This is a genomic window from Zhongshania antarctica (genome assembly GCF_014202945.1).
In the GTDB taxonomy this organism is placed as follows: domain Bacteria; phylum Pseudomonadota; class Gammaproteobacteria; order Pseudomonadales; family Spongiibacteraceae; genus Spongiibacter; species Spongiibacter antarcticus.
The window spans coordinates 309,978-327,693 of the sequence record NZ_JACHHW010000003.1; the positions used below are offsets into that span (position 1 = coordinate 309,978).

General features: G+C 51.2%; 17 protein-coding genes. 8 read left to right on the forward strand and 9 right to left on the reverse strand.

Going from position 1 to position 17,716, the window contains the following annotated elements:
• Positions 1 to 53: 53 nt before the first annotated feature.
• Positions 54 to 1,241, reverse strand: a complete 1,188-nt coding sequence (locus HNQ57_RS06485; RefSeq protein ID WP_184461780.1) for a lipid-transfer protein — start codon at positions 1,239 to 1,241, stop codon at positions 54 to 56.
• 23 nt (positions 1,242 to 1,264) lie between these two features.
• The gene (locus tag HNQ57_RS06490) at positions 1,265 to 1,699 is read right to left on the reverse strand and encodes a Zn-ribbon domain-containing OB-fold protein (protein WP_008246997.1); all 435 of its coding nucleotides are present in this window, start codon (positions 1,697 to 1,699) and stop codon (positions 1,265 to 1,267) included.
• Between the two features lie 304 nt (positions 1,700 to 2,003).
• On the opposite strand from HNQ57_RS06490, the gene HNQ57_RS06495 reads away from it, so the two are divergent.
• From HNQ57_RS06495 to HNQ57_RS06505, 3 genes are all read left to right on the forward strand, one after another.
• The gene (locus HNQ57_RS06495; protein WP_184461781.1) at positions 2,004 to 3,191 is read left to right on the forward strand and encodes an acyl-CoA dehydrogenase family protein; all 1,188 of its coding nucleotides are present in this window, start codon (positions 2,004 to 2,006) and stop codon (positions 3,189 to 3,191) included.
• A 20-nt stretch (positions 3,192 to 3,211) separates the two neighbouring features.
• A complete protein-coding gene (locus tag HNQ57_RS06500; protein WP_184461782.1) occupies positions 3,212 to 4,348 on the forward strand; it encodes an acyl-CoA dehydrogenase family protein in 1,137 nt (378 codons plus the stop codon).
• A gap of 182 nt (positions 4,349 to 4,530) precedes the next feature.
• A complete protein-coding gene (locus tag HNQ57_RS06505; RefSeq protein WP_184461783.1) occupies positions 4,531 to 4,947 on the forward strand; it encodes a hypothetical protein in 417 nt (138 codons plus the stop codon).
• An 8-nt stretch (positions 4,948 to 4,955) separates the two neighbouring features.
• Here HNQ57_RS06505 and HNQ57_RS06510 read toward each other — a convergent pair whose 3' ends face one another.
• From HNQ57_RS06510 to HNQ57_RS06525, 4 genes are read right to left on the reverse strand one after another with little or no spacing between them, the layout of a single operon-like run.
• Complete coding sequence (locus tag HNQ57_RS06510) at positions 4,956 to 5,888, reverse strand: hydroxymethylglutaryl-CoA lyase (protein ID WP_184461784.1); 933 nt, start codon at positions 5,886 to 5,888, stop codon at positions 4,956 to 4,958.
• Between the two features lie 28 nt (positions 5,889 to 5,916).
• The gene (locus HNQ57_RS06515) at positions 5,917 to 7,116 is read right to left on the reverse strand and encodes a CaiB/BaiF CoA transferase family protein (RefSeq protein ID WP_184461785.1); all 1,200 of its coding nucleotides are present in this window, start codon (positions 7,114 to 7,116) and stop codon (positions 5,917 to 5,919) included.
• 53 nt (positions 7,117 to 7,169) lie between these two features.
• Positions 7,170 to 7,940, reverse strand: a complete 771-nt coding sequence (locus tag HNQ57_RS06520; RefSeq protein ID WP_184461786.1) for an SDR family oxidoreductase — start codon at positions 7,938 to 7,940, stop codon at positions 7,170 to 7,172.
• A 35-nt stretch (positions 7,941 to 7,975) separates the two neighbouring features.
• Positions 7,976 to 8,695 carry a glutathione S-transferase family protein gene (locus HNQ57_RS06525; RefSeq protein WP_184461787.1) on the reverse strand — a complete coding sequence of 240 codons (720 nt, stop codon included), beginning with the start codon at positions 8,693 to 8,695 and terminating at the stop codon, positions 7,976 to 7,978.
• A 219-nt stretch (positions 8,696 to 8,914) separates the two neighbouring features.
• Here HNQ57_RS06525 and HNQ57_RS06530 point away from each other — a divergent pair, with 219 nt between their 5' ends.
• Positions 8,915 to 11,329: a TonB-dependent receptor gene (locus HNQ57_RS06530; RefSeq protein ID WP_184461788.1), complete on the forward strand. Its 2,415-nt coding sequence runs from the start codon at positions 8,915 to 8,917 to the stop codon at positions 11,327 to 11,329.
• A 60-nt stretch (positions 11,330 to 11,389) separates the two neighbouring features.
• Here HNQ57_RS06530 and HNQ57_RS06535 read toward each other — a convergent pair whose 3' ends face one another.
• Positions 11,390 to 12,559: an alpha/beta hydrolase gene (locus HNQ57_RS06535; protein WP_184461789.1), complete on the reverse strand. Its 1,170-nt coding sequence runs from the start codon at positions 12,557 to 12,559 to the stop codon at positions 11,390 to 11,392.
• A gap of 244 nt (positions 12,560 to 12,803) precedes the next feature.
• Between HNQ57_RS06535 and HNQ57_RS06540 the strand changes: the two genes are divergently transcribed.
• Positions 12,804 to 13,256, forward strand: coding sequence for a MarR family winged helix-turn-helix transcriptional regulator (locus HNQ57_RS06540; protein WP_184461790.1), 453 nt, complete (start codon positions 12,804 to 12,806; stop codon positions 13,254 to 13,256).
• A gap of 17 nt (positions 13,257 to 13,273) precedes the next feature.
• Here HNQ57_RS06540 and HNQ57_RS06545 read toward each other — a convergent pair whose 3' ends face one another.
• Entirely contained in the window at positions 13,274 to 13,837 is a 564-nt protein-coding gene (locus HNQ57_RS06545) for a VOC family protein (protein WP_221301602.1), read from the reverse strand.
• Positions 13,838 to 13,998: 161 nt separating this feature from the next.
• On the opposite strand from HNQ57_RS06545, the gene HNQ57_RS06550 reads away from it, so the two are divergent.
• Genes HNQ57_RS06550 through HNQ57_RS06560 form a run of 3 tightly spaced genes read left to right on the forward strand, consistent with a single transcriptional unit; the run spans position 13,999 to position 16,624 of the window.
• Entirely contained in the window at positions 13,999 to 15,210 is a 1,212-nt protein-coding gene (locus tag HNQ57_RS06550) for an acyl-CoA dehydrogenase family protein (RefSeq protein WP_184461791.1), read from the forward strand.
• Positions 15,210 to 16,244: a phosphotransferase family protein gene (locus tag HNQ57_RS06555; RefSeq protein WP_221301603.1), complete on the forward strand. Its 1,035-nt coding sequence runs from the start codon at positions 15,210 to 15,212 to the stop codon at positions 16,242 to 16,244. Before HNQ57_RS06550 ends, HNQ57_RS06555 begins: the two co-directional genes overlap by 1 nt.
• The gene (locus HNQ57_RS06560) at positions 16,235 to 16,624 is read left to right on the forward strand and encodes a DUF6285 domain-containing protein (protein WP_184461792.1); all 390 of its coding nucleotides are present in this window, start codon (positions 16,235 to 16,237) and stop codon (positions 16,622 to 16,624) included. Before HNQ57_RS06555 ends, HNQ57_RS06560 begins: the two co-directional genes overlap by 10 nt.
• Positions 16,625 to 16,661: 37 nt before the next feature.
• On the opposite strand, the gene HNQ57_RS06565 is transcribed toward HNQ57_RS06560, so the two are convergent.
• Complete coding sequence (locus HNQ57_RS06565) at positions 16,662 to 17,684, reverse strand: AraC family transcriptional regulator (protein ID WP_184461793.1); 1,023 nt, start codon at positions 17,682 to 17,684, stop codon at positions 16,662 to 16,664.
• Positions 17,685 to 17,716: the final 32 nt, after the last annotated feature.

Genomic DNA, 17,716 nt, shown 5'->3' on the forward strand with positions numbered 1-17,716 from the left:
TGAGCCGCGCGCCATCAGTTGATAGCGGGCGCCGCTGCGGCGCCCGTCGGGCTTTATTTTTTCAGTATGACGGAGGAACCGTGGCCAAACAAACCTTGGTTTGCGGTAATGCCGACTTTGGCATTGGCGACTTGGCGTTCACCAGCCTGACCGCGCAGCTGCCAGGTTAACTCACACACTTGCGCTAGGGCTTGCGCTGGCACTGCCTCGCCGAAACAGGCTAGACCGCCAGAGGCGTTTACCGGCAGACGACCACCGATTTTGGTAACACCTTCGCGCACCATTTGCGCGGCTTCGCCTCGGGGGCAAAGCAGCAAGTCTTCATACCAATCTAATTCCAGCGCCGAGGACAGGTCGTAGACTTCAGCCAAGCTGATGTCTTCTGGGCCGATACCTGCCTGTTCGTAGGCCTGTTTGGGCAGGGCTGCACGAAAACTGTGGGCTTCAACACCGGCGGCGGCCGCAGAGTCGGTGGCAATATCGGGCATCTCTACCACTGCGCTGGCGAAGGTCGGGGTAACGGTAGATACCGCAGCTACTTTCACCGCGTCGGCTTTGCCCATGCGTTTTGCGTAATCCATGCTGGTTACAATCATGGCCGCGCCGCCGTCAGAGGTGGCGCAGATCTGCAATAGCCGCAGTGGGTCGGCGACCATGGCAGAATTGAGTATTTCTTCCATGGTAAATTTTTTCTTGTAGCGGGCATTGGGGTTGGTAAAGCCATGCTCGCTGTTTTTGATTTTGACTAAACCAAAATCTTCTTCGGTGTCGCCGTATAAATCCATGCGACGACGGGCGTACAGGGCAAAATAGGTAGGATTAGTAATGCCTAGGTAAAAGCGCAGCCAATCTGGGTCTTCTGGGCGGTAGCCTTTGGCGGGGGCCAAAAAGCCTTTGGGGGTGGTGTCGGCGCCAACCACCAGGGCAACTTCACATTCACCGGCCAGTATCTTGGCGCGGGCGGCGGCGAGGGCCTGGGAGCCTGAGGCGCAGGCCGCGTAAGAGGTGTTTACTTGGGCGCCTTGCCAGCCTAGGGCCTGAGCGATGGTGGCGCCGGCAACATAGCCGGGGTAGCCGCAGCGCATAGTTGCTGCGCCGGACACAAAGCCCACATCTTGCCAGGGAATACCGGCATCTTTAAGGGCGGCGCGAGCGGCGTATACACCGTATTCGCTAAAATTCTTGCCCCATTTACCCCAGGGGTGCATACCAACGCCCAATACTGCAATATCTTGATTCATTCTGTGCTTCTCCTTGGGCGCGCTTAGCGCACTGGCTGCCATTTCCAGGTGACTTTAATGGCGTCGTCGTCTTCGTGCAGGGTTTCGAGTACCAGCTCTGCAGACTGGCCCACTTTTAACTGATCCACATCAACGCCTTTTATTACTTGGCCGAGAATAATCATTTTCTCTTTTTCGAGCTCCACGGCGGCAATGGCATACGGTACATAGGGGTCTTCGGCCACAAATGGCTCTGGCGGCTTGTAGCAGGCATTGGTGTAAGACCAAATTTTGCCGGTGCGGCTCAATTCAACCTCGCTAAACTCTGTGCTGTCGCAGGCTGGGTTCTTGCAAAAATTCAGGGTCTTAGGGAAGTAGTAGGTGCCGCAATGGTCACAGCAGGCGCCAATTAAATGGGGGGTGTCCGTGTTAAGGGTAAACCAGCCGTCAATAGCGGCCTGCACCGGTTTGTTACTCATGGTTTGTCTCCACTGGGTGGACAATTAATGACACGGTTAGGGGATCTCTGAGCTGTTCAGAGGGGCCTTAATAGATTCCCGTGTAAAGCGATCTCAATTTAACGCTGGAATCATCGCAAGTTCACTCTGCTGGGGCTATCGTCTAAATGGCTGAGAGTAGGGCGTTGCAATGTGGTGCAGGACTAAAAGCTTATGACTGCAATTGTCACTGCGGTGAGTGGTTTTGCAATTGTCGGGGTCTTGCTAAAGCTTATGATTGAAGAATAACAATGAAAACCACAAGCGGCGAATTAAGGGGCCAGTAATGAAAGTTGAATTTACCGCAGCGCAGGATGCCCTGCGCAAAGAGTTGCGCAGCTATTTTGAGCAATTAATGACCCCAGAGTTAAGTGCCGAGTGCGACGAGGCAATGGGCGAGGGCGGCGGCCCGCTGTGGCGAGAAGCCCTGCGCCAAATGGGTAAAGACGGCTGGATTGGCGTGGGTTGGCCTAAAGAGCTGGGCGGGCGGGGAATGAGTCCTATTGAGCAGTTTATCTTTGTTGAAGAGGTAATGCGCGCGGGCTACCCCTTTCCGTTTTTAACCACGGAGTCGGTGGGGCCGCAACTGGCTGAGTTTGGCAACGAAAGCCAAAAGCGCGATATCGTCCCCAAAATACTGGCCGGTGAGTGCCTTATCGCTATTGGTTACTCCGAGCCAGGTGCGGGTACCGACTTGGCCAGTTTGAAAACAAGCGCGGTTAAAGACGGCGATGAGTGGGTGATTAACGGCCAAAAAATGTGGACGAGTCTGGCCCATTTCTGCGACTACGTGTGGCTGGCCTGTCGCACTGACCCCGATGCGGCCAAGCCCCATAAGGGCATTTCTATGTTCATGGTGCCTACCAGTGATCCCGGTTGGAGTTGCAGCCCAGTGGTAACCTTGGGTGGGGTGCGCACTAACGCAACTTTTTACGACAATATTAGAGTGCCGGCCGATGCCATGGTGGGCGAGCTCAACGGCGGCTGGAAGTTAATCACGAGTCAGCTTAACCGCGAACGTCTCAGTCTTGTGAATTTTGGCCCCACTGCGGAAATGTTCAATAACGTGGTGCGCTGGGCACAGCAAATGGAAATGCCCGCGGGCGGCAAACTGATTGACGAGCCCTGGGTGCAGATTAACTTAGCCAAGGTGCGTGCCGGTGTCGAAGCGCTAAAACTGGTGTGCTACAAGCAGGCTTGGGCAATGAGCGAAGGTACGTTGGAAATGGCCGATGCTTCAGCGGCCAAGGTCTATGGCTCAGAATTTTTTATCGAAGTTTATCGCCTATTGGGCGAAATTATAGGTCAAGCAAGTTTGATTAACCGCAAGACCGAGGGCGCCAATGCAATGGCTTCGCGAATTGAGCGTTTGTACCGCACCGCCTCCATCATCACCTTTGGCGGTGGCACCAACGAAATTCAGCGCGACATTATTTCTGCCGCCGGTTTGTGGATGCCCCGCGCGACGCGCTAGCCCAATAATAGGAGTTAATCATGGATTTTGGATTTTCTGAACAGCAGCGCGACGTACAAAACCTAGCGCGCCAGATTCTGGGTGACAATGTGAGCCCAGAAAGTTTGGCGCAGTACGACGGCTATAAAGCAGATCGCTTTGACAAGGCCTTGTGGGACAAACTGGCCGAGGCTGGGTTACTCGGTTTAGCCGTTGCCGAAGAGTACGGCGGTATGGGTTTTGGCTTTTTTGAGCTGGCTCTTCTTATTGAAGAAGCGGGCCGCAGCATTGCGCCAGTGCCACTAAGCGCACATTTGGTGTCGGCGGCGCTGCCTATTCAGCAATTTGGCAGCGCAGCGCAGAAACAGCGCTATTTGCCGGGCGTGGCCAGCGGCCAAATAATGTTGAGCGCCGCACTTACTGAGCCCTATAACGAAGACCCCGCCCAGCCAATTCTAACGACCGCCACTGCTGACGGCACTGGCCTTCGGATTAGCGGTGATAAAACGGCAGTGCCGTTTGCCCACCTTGCCGACCGAATCGTGCTGTCGGCCAAAATGGGTGACGGTGTTGTTGTGGTATTGCTCGACCCAAAGGCAGCGGGCCTGAGCATGACGCCAATGCAGGTGACCACCTATGAGCCTCAGTTTGCCCTGAGCTTGGACAATGTCAGCATCGCTGCAGAAGATATTTTGGCCAGCGCAGACCGCGGCCGTGAAGTAATGCAGTGGCTAACAGAGCGAACTTCCGTCGCACTGTGTGCCCATCAATTGGGAGCCAGCGACAAAGCCATGCGCATGACCGCCTCGTACACTGCTGAGCGCAAACAGTTCGGCGTGTTAATTTCCACGTTTCAAGCCGTTGGCCACCGCGCTGCCAATTGCTTTATTGATGTGGAATGCTTGCGTTTGAACACCTACCAAGCAGTCAGCCGCTTAGATGGTGGTCTGGATGCCAGCAATGAAGTCCAAATCGCCAAGATTTGGGCGGGTGATGTTGGTCATCGGGTTAGTTATGCCGCGCAGCATTTACATGGTGGCACCGGTATTGATCGTGACTACCCGCTGTGGCGTTATTGCACGTGGTTGCGTTACAACGAAATAAGTTTGGGCAGCTCCGCCAAGAATTTGGCCAGTCTTGGTAAGCGTATCGCCGCTGGTGAGGCTTTTTGTCGCTAGGCTTGTCCTGCGCTGCTTGAACCCTATAAAAACCGCCGCTTTTGTGGCGGTTTTTGCATTCTGCCTTAGTAAAGTGCCCAGCTGGGCTACGCAGCGTAATCTTATGGTCTAGAATCGAAGATGTTATTCATTAATCACAGTGTTAGCATCGACGTATACGCTAAAATAACGAGGCAATAATAATGAAGTGCACTACCGTGCGTAAAAAAGCTGGGCTGTTTGCTGTATTAATGGGCTTTATAACAAGTTCGTATGCTATTGAGAGTGGTGACATTGAAAACCGTGTCGGTTTTATCGACGAAAGTACCGGCGCTAAAGTGGAGGCCATTGAGCGCGGTGAGCAATCGGGTGAATATCGGGTTTTAATTTCTATTCCTGGCAAGGGCGAATCAGCGGCCATGGAGATCGAAGAAGTGCTGGTTAGTGCGCCAAGCATTGCGCCTGACTTAGAAGATAAACCGGCGCCGACCCGCTACGAATTTGTTAATGATTACAGTGCCGACCGCTATGGTCTGTATATTTATATCGGCAAGAACAAAGACTGGCCGTTTCGTATTTACTTCAAAGATCACGACAGTGAGTTATTACACGACCACTGATTAATTCGCTAAGAAGATGCGTTTAATTTAAAAACACCCTTTTCAATTTGGCGTTTTATCCACTTTGTCGAGCCTGCGTTAGTGAGGCTGCCTGTTTGAGCGGCCACTAAATCGGCTGCTTGAATTAAATTTGCGAGATTGATGCCGGTGTCATAGCCCATCTGATTTAGCATCAGCACCACATCTTCGGTGGCGACGTTGCCGGATGCGCCGGGTGCGAAGGGGCAGCCACCTAAACCGCCAATGGCAGCGTCGAATTTGCGAATCCCGCACTCAACGGCAGCATAGACATTGGCCAAGCCCATACCTCGGGTGTCGTGAAAGTGGCAGGACAGTCGCTTGGCCCCGAACTGGGCGACTAGTTTCGACATTAAGGATTTAACTTGTGCCGGCGACGCCGCGCCAATCGTATCAGCAAGCACCACCTCAGGTGCGCCAGCTGCAAAAAGTGTCGTACACAAGTCGATAACTGTTTGTTCTGCTACTAGGCCTTCAAATGGACATTCCCACGCCGTGGCGATGCACGCGAGGGTGTTCATGCTATCTGATCGACTTCTCCCGAGCACTTCAGTGGCAAAACTCAAAACCTCTGCATTGCTCATATTAATATTTTTTTTATTCATTGAATTACTGGCGGCTATGACCAAACTTACCGTGTTCATCCCTGCCACTTTTGCCAATTCGTAACCTTTAAAATTTGGGATTAAGGCTGAGAAATGAAAGTCGCCAGTCGGTAGCTGGGCAACAATGTCTGCGGTACCGCGCATGGCCGGTACCGCTATGGGGGAAACGAAAGAGCCGACTTCAATGTGCTTTACCCCCGCGTTGAGAAGCGCTTGAATTAAGGCTAAACGCTGTTGCGGCTCAAGAGTTTTCGCTTGATTTTGCAGGCCGTCGCGGGGGCCGACATCATTAATAATAATTTTTTCGGCTATGGTCATAGTCCGTTCTCCTAAGCCACTAAGTGCGTTAAGCAATGATGTTGGCTGCCTTCAGTTTAGCGGTATCGCTGGCAGTGTAATTGTTGAGCTCTGCCATTAGCTGATCGGTATTTTGTCCTAGCAGCGGCGCGGCCGAAAAACTTTCTTCATTACTTCGCGATAATTTAATAGGGCAGCCGGGGCCTCGGGTACTTTTTCCCGAGGGATGCTTAAGCTCAACCACCATGTTTCGATGTTTGACTTGGGGGTCACTGAGCGCGCTGGAAAAGTTGTTTACTGGTGCCACAGGGATACGGGCGGCATTGAGTGCAGCCAGCCAGTGGGCGGTCGTATTCTGCCGAAATATGTCACTTAGGTGGGTATCGATTATTTCTTTATTATTTAATCGCCCACCTTGCCTATCGAATTCTGAATTTTCAAATTCGGGGTGTTGCAGCAGGGCCTTTAAGCTTTGCCAGAAAGCGTCGGTGAGCACACAAATGACGATATGGCCGTCAGCGGTTGGGTAGCAATTATACGGTACATGGACAAAATGACTGTTGCCAATCGGCTCTGGGTTTTCGCCCGACATGCAGTGCATCGTGGCCATATAATTTAATAGAGAAATTTGCACGTCGAGCATTGAAATGTCGATATGCTGACCTCGCCCAGATTGGTGACGCTCGATAATGGCAGAAAGCACCCCCATTACGCCGAACATGCCGCCGCCCAAATCGCCAATGGGAATCCCCGCGCGCATAGGCTGACTTGCATCAGTGCCTGTGATTGACATGCCGCCGCCGTAAGCTTGCGCGACTTGGTCGAAAGCGGGGCGCATAGCGCCGGGTCCATGTTCGCCAAAGCCGGTAATAGAGCAGGTAATAATTTGTGGGTTAACTGCGGACAAATGGGCGTAGTCAATTTTTAATTTTGCGGGCACACCGGCGGCAAAATTATTGATAACAACGTCAGCGGTGGTGACGAGTTCGTAGAATATTTTTAGTCCCTCATCACTCTTTAGGTTGATGGCCATACTGCGCTTATTTCGATTTAGAGTGATGAAATACGCGCCCATGCCGTCTATGGCGTGCTTGGGGTCATTTGCCAAAAGTTGTCGAGTCGCTTCGCCGGTCAACGGTTCGACCTTAATCATATCGGCACCAAGATCCGCTAGTGTCATAGTGCAAAAGGGGCCTGACAGCATATGCGTTAAATCGAGGATACGTATGCCTGCGAGCGGCTTGTTCATAAGTTGCTCCATATGATTAAAACAAGGGGGCTGCGCTTATAGAGTGACCGCGATTAACCGGCACTGATGACTGAGCCACCGTCGATCACTAATAGCCCGCCGGTCATATACGCTGCCGCTCGGGAGCATAAATAAATAGCGGTGCCTGCGGCATCTTCAAGTGCACCGACGCGCCCCATGGGAATGCTGCTATTGAGTGCTTCTTCGTCTTCCATTAGGAAGGCGGTCATATTGCTGGGGAAGAAGCCGGGGGCAATGGCGTTGACGTTTATATTGTCTTTAACCAGGCTCGCCGCTAATTGTTGGGTTAGCTGAAGCACGGCGGCTTTGCTTGCCGAGTATGAAAAGGTGTCTTGATGGGAGTACCGTAGGGCGTAAACCGAAGACAAGTTAATAATGCGGGCAGGGTCGCCGGAGCTTGCTGCTGCGCGTAGTAATGGCAATAATTGCTGGCTGAGGAAAAATACTGATTTAACGTTCAGATCCATTACTTTGTCCCAGCCATGCTCGGGGAATTCATCAATGGGTGCACCCCATGTAGCACCGGCATTATTAACGAGAATGTCGAGGCTGGTTTCATGTTTGGCGATCTCGGCGGCGCATTGCTTAACACCGTCAAGTTCGGCGAGGTCTGCGACGATGGCTATACACTTGCCAAATTCAGACAAGCGAGCGCAGGTGGCGTCCAGCTCCTGCTGTTTGCGGGCTGTGATGTAAACTTTGGCGCCAGCGCGTAAAAATCCTTCCGCAATCATTGCACCGATTCCGCGGGAGCCGCCTGTAACTAAGGCGACTTTGCCTGCAATAGAAAATAGGTCCTGCATAGTGTTACCCCTGTGCGTGACGTGGTGAGATTGGTTTAACGTGGTCGAAATTGTTCTTCGCCAAAAGAGTAAGACCAGGTTTTTTCGTCTAATTCCATTTTGTAATTCGGCGGCAGTTTGTATACCCAGCCGTGAATAAGGTCTTTGCCGCGCTCGACGGCGGGGCGCTGTTCGATGCGCTTAAACCAATTGAATAAATTCGGATAATTATTTTCTAGATGGATATCAATCAGTGGTAAACAACGTATCCATGGCCAGCAAGCGATATCGGCTATGGAGTAATCCCCCGCGAGATACTCTCGGTTCTGCAAATGCCCCTCTAAGACGCGACACTGGCGCAGGCTTTCGTTGAGATAGCGTTCGCGGGCGTAGTCCTGCTGAACTCGGGCATAGCGAACAAAATGGTGTGCCTGACCTTGCATAGGGCCGACACCGGCAACTTGGAACATAAGCCATTGCAATTGCTGGTAGCGCAGCACGGGTTCCTTGGCGAGTAATTGACCGCATTTTTCAGCTAGGTAAATTAGAATGGCGCCGGTTTCAAAAATGCTGATAGCTTGATTGTTGCTGTCGAGAACGTCATGGTCGACCAGCACCGGTAATTTATTGTTGGGATTTAAGGCAAGCAGCTCTGGTTTGAATTGATCGCCGACACTAATGTCGTAAGGAATCACACGGTATTCTAGACCGAGCTCTTCTAAGGCAATAGAGATCTTGTGGCCATTGGGGGTTGGTACGGTATGCAGGTCTATCATGTGGAGATCCTTCTTATTATATGTCAATTATATTGACATTTGTGTTGTTGATCTGTCCAGTGAAATTTATAGTACGTGGATTTTTATCAGAAATTAATGAGCACTTGACGACGGCGAATTGAGCGGGTATTAATGTAAACTATATTGACAATGTGATGCTGTAAGCGATCGCATATATAAGTGCGTTATTTCAACATAATAATAAGTTAGGTGCATATCATGCTTAGACGGAAAAGCTCGCGGGTAGTGGGTTTGGGGTTTGGTTTGAGTTCGGTCATAGTTTTGGCCTCGCCAAATTTAGCCTTGGCAGAAGATGTTACCGAATACCAAGAGCTGAAGGTCGAACGCCGCATCTTGGAGGAGGTGGTGGTTAGCGCTCAAAAAGTCGATCAGTCGTCGCAAGATGTGCCTATTTCCTTAACCACCGTCAGTGGCGACTTTATGCGAGAGATTGGCGCGACGGGCTTGCAAGATATTGCGCCGTATATCCCCAATGTGCGTTTTTCATCTGACACCGATCCGGCGCTTGCCCAGATTAATATTCGTGGCTTTGGTTCTAATCCCCTTAACTCTGCCTTTGATAGTTCGGTGGGTTTTGTTCAGGACGATATATTTTTTAATCGGCCGTCGTATTACAACGAGGCGATGTTTGATATTGCTCGAGTTGAAGTGCTTCGTGGCCCGCAGGGAACATTGTTTGGCAAAAACACTATTGCTGGCGTTTTTAACGTAACAACCAAGGGGCCGAGCGAGGAGTTCTCGGGTGATGTTCGTTTTAAACGCACAGACCCGACAGAGGAAAGTGTCGAGCTAGGAGTAGGGGGGCCAATCACCGATTGGCTGGGAATACGTATTGCTGCCTCAGATGTCAGTCGCGATGGTCAGTTAGAAAACCAATTCTTAAATCGCCAAGACGACAAACATGATCAAAACGGCCAGCGAATAAAGCTTTTGTTCACGCCGATTGAACAGTTGTCGATTGAGCTAATGGGCGTGCGCTCTGAAACCACGGCGAATTACTGGGGATTACAGCTTGCCAAGTTAGATGATGGCACGCGGTCTTTTCTCGAAAACTACGATGCCAATATCGAAGACGATCCTTATAATTTCACGAGTTCTTATAACCAGCCCGGATTTATTGGGAAAACTTCCGATACCCTTGGTTTAAAAACTGAATGGAATATTGGCCCTGTTGGGTCTCTCTCTAATTTAAGCATGGCCGTCGTCATAGGGGATACCGAGCTGACCATCGATAGCATGGTCGATCTCGATGCCTCGCCAGCCGACCTCGCTATTTTAAACGTGGTGTCAGACTATGAGCAGCAATCTTTAGAGTGGCGCTTTACCGGCATGGCAGATAGTTTATTTGGCATCGGCACTGGCGTTGAATTTGTGGTAGGTGCCTATGTGTTTGACTCCCGCTTTCGCCAGAATGTAGAGATCGCGGTGGGTGAGGATTTTGGCGCCTATCTCACTACTGAAGATGCCTTTCAATTGATTGCCGGCAGCGCGCCGCCGGGCAGCGGTGTTTTAGGTGGTTTGAATTTAGCGGGTATCGGTTTAATTAGTGATCTTACTGCGGCGGCCATAGGCGACGACTACGTGCGTTTAGACTATCTACTGAATGTTGATGCCCAGGCGATTTTTGCGCAAATGAGCTGGTCGCTAAGTGAAAAATTTGTGGTAACGCCGGGAATACGTTTTAACCGAGAGAATAAAGTGGCGGATGCCAGCGGCGCCGGTGTGTGCCAAACCGCGGCGCTGGGTACGCCTTGTCTTATGGAATCAGCGCTAAGCGCCGAAGATTACGAGGAGCGGGGTTTAAAACGCAGCGAAGATGATGTGTCCCCCAAACTATCTCTACAGTATTACCTTAATACCGACAGCAATGTTTTCTTAACCTATGCACGCGGATTTAAAAGCGGTGGCTTTAATGCCTCGTCGTTTGGTGGGGAAGACCTGGCATTCGAACCAGAGGAAGCGGCCACCCTTGAGGCGGGTTTCAAGGGCGAGTTTTTTGACAATACGCTGCGTTTGAATGCGGCTGTATATCAAACCCAGTTCGACAATTTGCAGGTGCTCGCCTTTAATGGCGCATTTTTTGATGTGACCAACGCAGCGTCGGCCATTTCCCGTGGGCTTGAAATGGACTTTGTCTGGCTGACACCGTTTGAGCCGCTCAGTGTGATGGGTTCTTTAGGTCTACTTGACGCGCGATACGACAGCTACCCTAATGCACCAGCGCCGGTTTCTGCTGGTGTAAACAGCAACCAGGATCTCAGTGGTAAACGTATTGCCTTTGCGCCAGAGCAAAGCGCCAGTATTACGCCAACGCTAATTTTTCCGGTATTTGGTTTGGCCGTGCAGACCAGCGTCGATTTGCTATACCAGGGTGATCAATATACCGACGGTGATCTTGACCCCAACAGTTACCTGCCGGGGTTCACTCAGGTGTCGGCGCGGATTAGCCTTGGTGCGCCGGATCAAAGTTGGGCGCTAAGCTTGGGGGTGAGTAACTTAACGGATGAGCGGGTGTTAAATCAGGTTTTGGATACCGTGTTTTTTCCCGGTACTTACAATGCGCGGCAGAAGTCTGGGCGTAAGGTCTTTGGGGCTTTGTCACTGGCTTGGTAGGCAGGAGGAAGGCGCTCACCGCAATGCTATTTGCGGTGAGCGTTCAGGAGTGTGGGCTGCTTACACTAGACCCTTGCGTTTAAGCCAGTCGGCACAGAGGTTTATCGCTTCATCGAGCTGTTCCGCTTGACCAAAGTAATAGTGGGTTGCGCCTTTTATTTCGTGAATCTCTTTATCTTGATGGCCAATAGCATTAAATAAACGCCAAGTATGACTTGGGGTGCAGGCGTCATCTGCGCTATTGCCAATGACAAGGGCTGGTACGGTGATCGTTTCAGCGCACTTTAGGCCGTCGGCATTGGTGTCGTCGTAGCTCCACTGAGACAGCCAGCTTCGCAGCGTGCAGAAGCGGGCGAGGCCCACAGGGCCGTTGTTCACAACCTCGGGGTCGCCTAAATAGCACCACCGCGGTTTACGGTCGTTGGCGTCAATGGCGGGGTCTAGCCAGCGCGGGTCGGCCATGGTGCCGTGTACCACAAAGGCAAATTCGTCATTGGGGCGGCCGCCGGTTTTTAGCTCGGCAAGCTTGTTTTTGACCCATTGGGTGATTTTACGGTTGCGGGCAATTTGCGCTGCGCGGTAACGTGTTAAAAAATCTTCGCTATACGGTGCTTGGTTGGGATTGCTTGGATTATATAAATCTAGTTCTGGGTCGCGCAGGTTTGGGTTTTGTTCGTCGAGTATTGACGCGTCAATCCACTCAGTGAGGGTGTGGCTGCGGCTAATGTGCGCGGCCAATAGCATAATACCGTCAGCGGGGATTAAGTCTTGCACTGTTAAGTCGACCACGTCACCCGCGGGGGTGTGGGTAATGGTCGGCTTTTCTGCTTGGCTTTGGTAAAACATCGACAGCGAACCACCGCCGCTCCAGCCCGCTAGAATGACTTTTTCGAAGCCAAATTTTTCTTTGGCGTGACGTATGCAATTGCCAAGATCAATGGCGACTTTTTCCATGATCAGGGCGGTGTCGTTGCCGGGGTAGCGGCTCTGGCAATAAATTACTGGGTAACCGGCCTTGGCCAGCGTCGTAATCATTGGCAGGTATTCGCCGCCGCCAACCGGGTGCATAAACACAATGACATTATTGGTTTTTGGCTCTGCTGGGCGCAGTAAATGCGATTTTAGCGCACCGAAATCCATTGGCCCGCCGTAGGTTTCTTTAAACGGGCTTTTGTCTTGGTAAAAGATAAGGTACGGAATGCGCTCGTAAGCTTTATTTTTATTGGTCATGGCAATACTCACTATTTTACGATAATGAAAACTAGGACTAGTAGAGCAATTCGCTTATAATATGTCAATTATCTTTACTATTTTATGGGCTGTTAGGCAGGTGATTTCTGCTAATTGCACCTACAATACACTCTGTTGGCCGGCGGTTGTTACTAGGGTTTAAACGATCACTTGCCGCGCGGTGTTCGGTTTATGAAATGACATTACACCCTCGGTGATACTGAGTATTTACATGGGCGATTGAATGAAAAAAATAGCAGAACACCAAGATTTCCTGATCGGTACCTTAGCGTATGCCTTGTTTTGGATGGACGAGAGTTTGCAAGCAAGCTTGGAAGCCGCCGGTTGGGAGCGCATGAACCGAACCAAGTCGATGATTATGATTAGTGTCACGGTAGGTATTAATCGTCCAGCGCATTTAGCGCGGAATCTTGGCGTGAGTCGCCAGGCGATTCATCAGTTATTGCAGGGTATGCGCGACGATGGCTTATTGGAGCTTGTGCCTGATCCAGCTGATCGCCGCGCTAAGATTGTTCAATTTAGTGCCAGCGCCGATAAGATTCGTGAGGATGCGGAAAAAGCGATTATCGGAATTGAAACGGAACTGGCCAGTCGAATTGGCAGGCCGCAATTAAAACAGCTTAAGCAAACCTTACATAAAGGTTGGGGGCCGGTTGTTGTGGTTCCGCCAGCGTAAAGCGCTGGCGTAGTAAATTAACGCGCGCGTTTGTCTAGCGTATCCGCGCCAAAGGTTTTCTCTTTTATCTCTCTTGTCTTTTTCGTCCATGTGGCCAGTGAGCTGCGCGCCGTGTCGTTTTGATGTTCCATTAGCTTTGGATCGCTGGCGCGGCAAGTAATTTCTACTTGAATGCCATTGGGGTCATACATATACATTGAGTGAACAAAACCGTGGTCGATGGGGCCGAGGCAGGTCTTGCCCGCGTCATTGATGTGCTTATGCCACGCCAATAAATCTTCCATGGTGTCTGTTTCTAGGGCGATGTGCATATCGAAGCTGTCTTTGCGTTTGAAGTCCTCTGCCTTGGATATGCCTGGTTCATCAAAGAAGGCGAGATAGTTGCCGTCGCCCATTTCGAAAAATATATGCAAAAAATTGCGATTGCGGCCAAGCCCTTCGCCAAAGTCGATGTCTTCTTCAAAGGCGGCGGCGAGTTTTAATCCGAGAATATCTTCGTAAAACCAACGAGTTTGCTCAGCATCGCGACAACGGTAGGCGGCGTGATGAATATTTTGCAATGCTTTCAGTGACGGTTTCATGATGGTTGGGCTACCTTATTTTATTGTCTTTATGATCACAGCAGTGGGATGCTGGGATAGCGATACTTTGCATCATATATAAAGTCAATTAACTTGACAATAAAAAGCGATCTTGTTTGTATTGCCCATAGTGATAAAAATAATAATTAAAGGAGAGTGTTGTGAGTGCAGGTAGAGATTGGTTTGAAGTGCGGCAACGCCTTAAAGCGTTTCTGGAAGAGCGTATTTATCCCGCTGAGGCGGTGCTGCAAGGTGAAGATAAATCCGCCGCTGAGCGTCAACTGACGCGTTTGATCGACGAAGCCAAAGCTGAGGGCTTGTGGGCGCTGGGCCATCCTGTTGAAATCGGCGGGCATGGCATGCCATTCCTTGAGTATGTTTATATTAACGAGGTAATTGGCCGCTCTGAATACGCCCAGCGCGTGTTTGGTACCTACTCGCTGCAAGATTCAATTATGTTGAATAAGTACGCGTCAGTGCAGCAGCGTGAACAGTATTTAAAGCCGCTCGTGGCGGGTGATGTATTGCCGAGCTTTGCGATGACAGAGCCTGCACTGTCTAGTTCAGATCCCACTCAGCTGCAGACCAGTGCGGTACTCGAGGGTAACCACTGGCGAATTAACGGCCATAAATGGTTTACCACGGGCGCCGATATCGCAACCTATACTACGATTATGTGTCGCACAGAATTTGATGCCCCCGACCACAGCGCGTTTAGTATGATTTTGGTGCCAACGGATACCGAGGGCTACGATATTCTGCGGGACACGCCATTACTTGGCATAAATAGCGGGCATTTTGAAGTTAAATACAATGATATTCGGGTGCCCGAAAGCAATATTCTAGGTGGCCGCGGCGAGGGTTTTTTAATTGCCCAGCGGCGATTGGGGCCGGGGCGTATTTTTCACTGCATGCGTTGGCTGGGTCAAGCCCAGCGCGCCTTTGATTTAATGTGTGATCGTTTGCATGCGCGCAGCGCGTTTGGCTCGTCGCTGGCGGATAAGCAGCTGCTGCAACAACATGTGTTTGACAGTCTCGCTGAAATTCAAGCTTGCCGCCAGCTCACCCTGCATGCCGCGCGCTGCATCGACAGCGGCGACACTGCGCGGGTGGAAATTGGCGCGATTAAAGTGGTGGGTGCACGCATGCTTCACAATGTGGTTGATCGCGCCATTCAGGTTTATGGTGCGGAGGGACTTACCGACGATACCCCATTAAGCCGCATGTATCGCCATGCGCGTGAAGCGCGAATTTACGACGGCCCAGACGAAGTTCACATTCAATCTGTGGCGCGCCAGGTTTTAAAACGCTATCGCAATGACGGTCCCGGTTGGGATTTCGGCGAGCGCGATGCCGAGTGGGCGGGTAAGTAATGAGTGCATCAGCAGACTCGCTATTCGCAATAAATAGTGCAGAAACGCTTATTGCCCCGCTGCAAACCCTAATGACCAAAACCTACGGCGAGCAGGTAGTCGTGCATAGCTTGCGGCGAATAACGGCTGGCGCAGCGGCGCAGACCTGGGCACTTGAGGCGTCATCTGAGCGCGGTAATACCGAGTTAATACTACGGCGCGGCCAAGATGCTAATCAATTTGGCGGTGCGCTAAGTAAAACCGCAGAGGCCGCGGTAATTCGCGCGGCGGTTGCGGCGGGCGTGCCCGCGCCAGCGGTGGTGGTAGAACTGGCAAAAGCGGATGGGCTCGGGGAAGGCTTTATTATGCAGCGTATTCACGGCGAAACGCTGCCCACTAAAATACTTAGAGACCCGCGTTATGCAGATGCCAGAGCGCGAATGGCAGCGCAGTGCGGCGAGATTTTGGCCACCATCCATGCGGTGCCAGTAGAATCTGTTGCAGGCCTGCGCCGGGAATCTGCCACTGAGCAAATCAAATTCTATCGCCACACCTATAAATCCTATCAGCAAGTCTTGCCCGTGTTTGACTACGCCTTTCGCTGGCTAGCTGAGCACTGCCCGCAAACCGTGGGCGAGCGACTGGTGCACGGCGATTTTCGCAATGGCAATTTAATGATTGGCGAAGAGGGTGTGCGCGCCGTGTTGGATTGGGAACTGGCCCACATCGGCGATCCTATGGAGGATCTTGCGTGGCTGTGCGTGAACTCTTGGCGCTTTGGCAATATCGATAAACCAGTAGGCGGCTTTGGTGAGCGGAAGGACTTGTACGCGGCCTATGCTGATGCGAGTGGTCGTCAAGTTGATGAGTCTGCTGTTAAATTCTGGGAGGTATTTGGCGTGTTGAAATGGGGAGTAATTTGCCTGTATCAATGCGAAATTCACCTTAGTGGGCGCGAGCGCTCTCTGGAGCGCGCGGCAATTGGGCGACGTGTTTCTGAGTGTGAATTAGACATCTTAGATCTTTTACAAAGTGAGGGTTCATCATGCCGTTAAGCAGTCCCGACGTGGCGGAAATGTGCCAAACCCTAGGTGAGTTTCTTACCGATGAAATTAAACCGCAGATCGCCAGCAGTGAACTGCAATACAAATTAAAAATTGCGCTCAATATGCTCAGTATTATTGCCAGAGAATCCCAGCAAGGGGCGGCTTTGGCGACGCTTGAGCAGTGTTCATTGTCGGCCTACCTTGGGGTTGGAGCAGCCGAGGGCGGCAGTGCCGAAAGTTTAAATACCCGACTGAGCGAGCATATCGCGAATGCTGATATTGCCGCCGAGTCGGCGGGCTTGCTGGATATGTTGGAAGGTATCACGCTTGGCAAAATGGCAATTGATAACCCGCGTTATTCAAATTATGTAAAGCGGGTAAAAAACTAAGACCTAATTGGTTTGGTGCTTAGGGCAATAGCCGGTTTTATGAAGTAACTTCAGTTACTTCATCGCTGTGTTTGTCGCGATATTGCTTAGGTGTCATTCCCGTCCACTTTTTAAATGAGCGAATAAATGCACTCGGTTCCGAAAATCCCAGTACATAGGAAATGGTCTTAACTTCTTTGTTGTCGTGTAATAAATAGCCAATTGCGGTGTCGCGAATCAGTTCATTTTTAATCAAACGGTAGTCGCAACCCTCTTGCCGGAGTCGGCGGCGCAGGGTTTGTGGGGCAAGGCCCAAAGTGTCAGCCAGTTCCTCGTAGCTGGGCAATAGGGGGAGTGACTTCTTGATAATGAGCCGTATCTGTTCGGTGTAGCTGCTCGCGCGGGTGTTGCTGCGCAAAAACTCATAGGGCACTTTTGCTAGGTATTCTTCAAGCTCTTGGTTGGAACGTAGCACGGGCAGTTTCAGCAGTTTCTCATCAAAAATTATTTCGCAGTGGGCTTGCTCAAAACGCGTATCGCTAAAGAAAAGATAGTGGTACTCGCCGCTATGTGCGGGGGTTTGGTAGTTTAAGTTCACGCGTGTTAGCGGGATTGGGCTACCGGTTAGCCAGCATAAAAATCGGTGATTCACCATTAGCAGTTGCTCATATACCCAGTTGTTAAGCACCACGCCGTACTCGGCTTCTATCCGATAGTGAACGCTGTCGCCTCGGCGCAACAGGGTGAGTCTAAAGCCGTAGTCGAATAAATTATAAAAGCTGACATTGCGCTCCAGCGCTTCCTGTACATTGCTTGCGGTTTGCATATAGCGCGCAAGAATGTTGAAGGTGCCGTACTTTTGCGGGCGCAGATAATGCCCCATGGCCTCGTCGCCGGTGGCCTCAGTTATCCATTTGTTGAGCTGCGAAAGCTGGGTAGGGCTCACCCGTGCTTGGGTGCTGTTGATGGCTTTGGGGTCCACACCGGCACGGCGCAGCAGGTTTTCGCAATAACTGCTCGAGAGGCCGCAGCCCGTTAGCATATTACGGATGAAGGCGATGGAGATGGTCCGGTTTTCCATGGGTTTTCGCTATTTAGTTTGGCTTGGGCGGT

Coding starts and splice junctions, on each gene's coding strand:
- HNQ57_RS06485 (WP_184461780.1), bottom strand. CDS start 1,241: ATGAATCAAGATATTGCAGTATTGGGCGTTGGTATGCACCCCTGGGGT.
- HNQ57_RS06505 (WP_184461783.1), top strand. CDS start 4,531: ATGAAGTGCACTACCGTGCGTAAAAAAGCTGGGCTGTTTGCTGTATTA.
- HNQ57_RS06500 (WP_184461782.1), top strand. CDS start 3,212: ATGGATTTTGGATTTTCTGAACAGCAGCGCGACGTACAAAACCTAGCG.
- HNQ57_RS06490 (WP_008246997.1), bottom strand. CDS start 1,699: ATGAGTAACAAACCGGTGCAGGCCGCTATTGACGGCTGGTTTACCCTT.
- HNQ57_RS06535 (WP_184461789.1), bottom strand. CDS start 12,559: ATGACCAATAAAAATAAAGCTTACGAGCGCATTCCGTACCTTATCTTT.
- HNQ57_RS06555 (WP_221301603.1), top strand. CDS start 15,210: ATGAGTGCATCAGCAGACTCGCTATTCGCAATAAATAGTGCAGAAACG.
- HNQ57_RS06530 (WP_184461788.1), top strand. CDS start 8,915: ATGCTTAGACGGAAAAGCTCGCGGGTAGTGGGTTTGGGGTTTGGTTTG.
- HNQ57_RS06515 (WP_184461785.1), bottom strand. CDS start 7,116: ATGAACAAGCCGCTCGCAGGCATACGTATCCTCGATTTAACGCATATG.
- HNQ57_RS06560 (WP_184461792.1), top strand. CDS start 16,235: ATGCCGTTAAGCAGTCCCGACGTGGCGGAAATGTGCCAAACCCTAGGT.
- HNQ57_RS06495 (WP_184461781.1), top strand. CDS start 2,004: ATGAAAGTTGAATTTACCGCAGCGCAGGATGCCCTGCGCAAAGAGTTG.
- HNQ57_RS06520 (WP_184461786.1), bottom strand. CDS start 7,940: ATGCAGGACCTATTTTCTATTGCAGGCAAAGTCGCCTTAGTTACAGGC.
- HNQ57_RS06540 (WP_184461790.1), top strand. CDS start 12,804: ATGAAAAAAATAGCAGAACACCAAGATTTCCTGATCGGTACCTTAGCG.
- HNQ57_RS06565 (WP_184461793.1), bottom strand. CDS start 17,684: ATGGAAAACCGGACCATCTCCATCGCCTTCATCCGTAATATGCTAACG.
- HNQ57_RS06545 (WP_221301602.1), bottom strand. CDS start 13,837: ATGAAACCGTCACTGAAAGCATTGCAAAATATTCATCACGCCGCCTAC.
- HNQ57_RS06510 (WP_184461784.1), bottom strand. CDS start 5,888: ATGACCATAGCCGAAAAAATTATTATTAATGATGTCGGCCCCCGCGAC.
- HNQ57_RS06525 (WP_184461787.1), bottom strand. CDS start 8,695: ATGATAGACCTGCATACCGTACCAACCCCCAATGGCCACAAGATCTCT.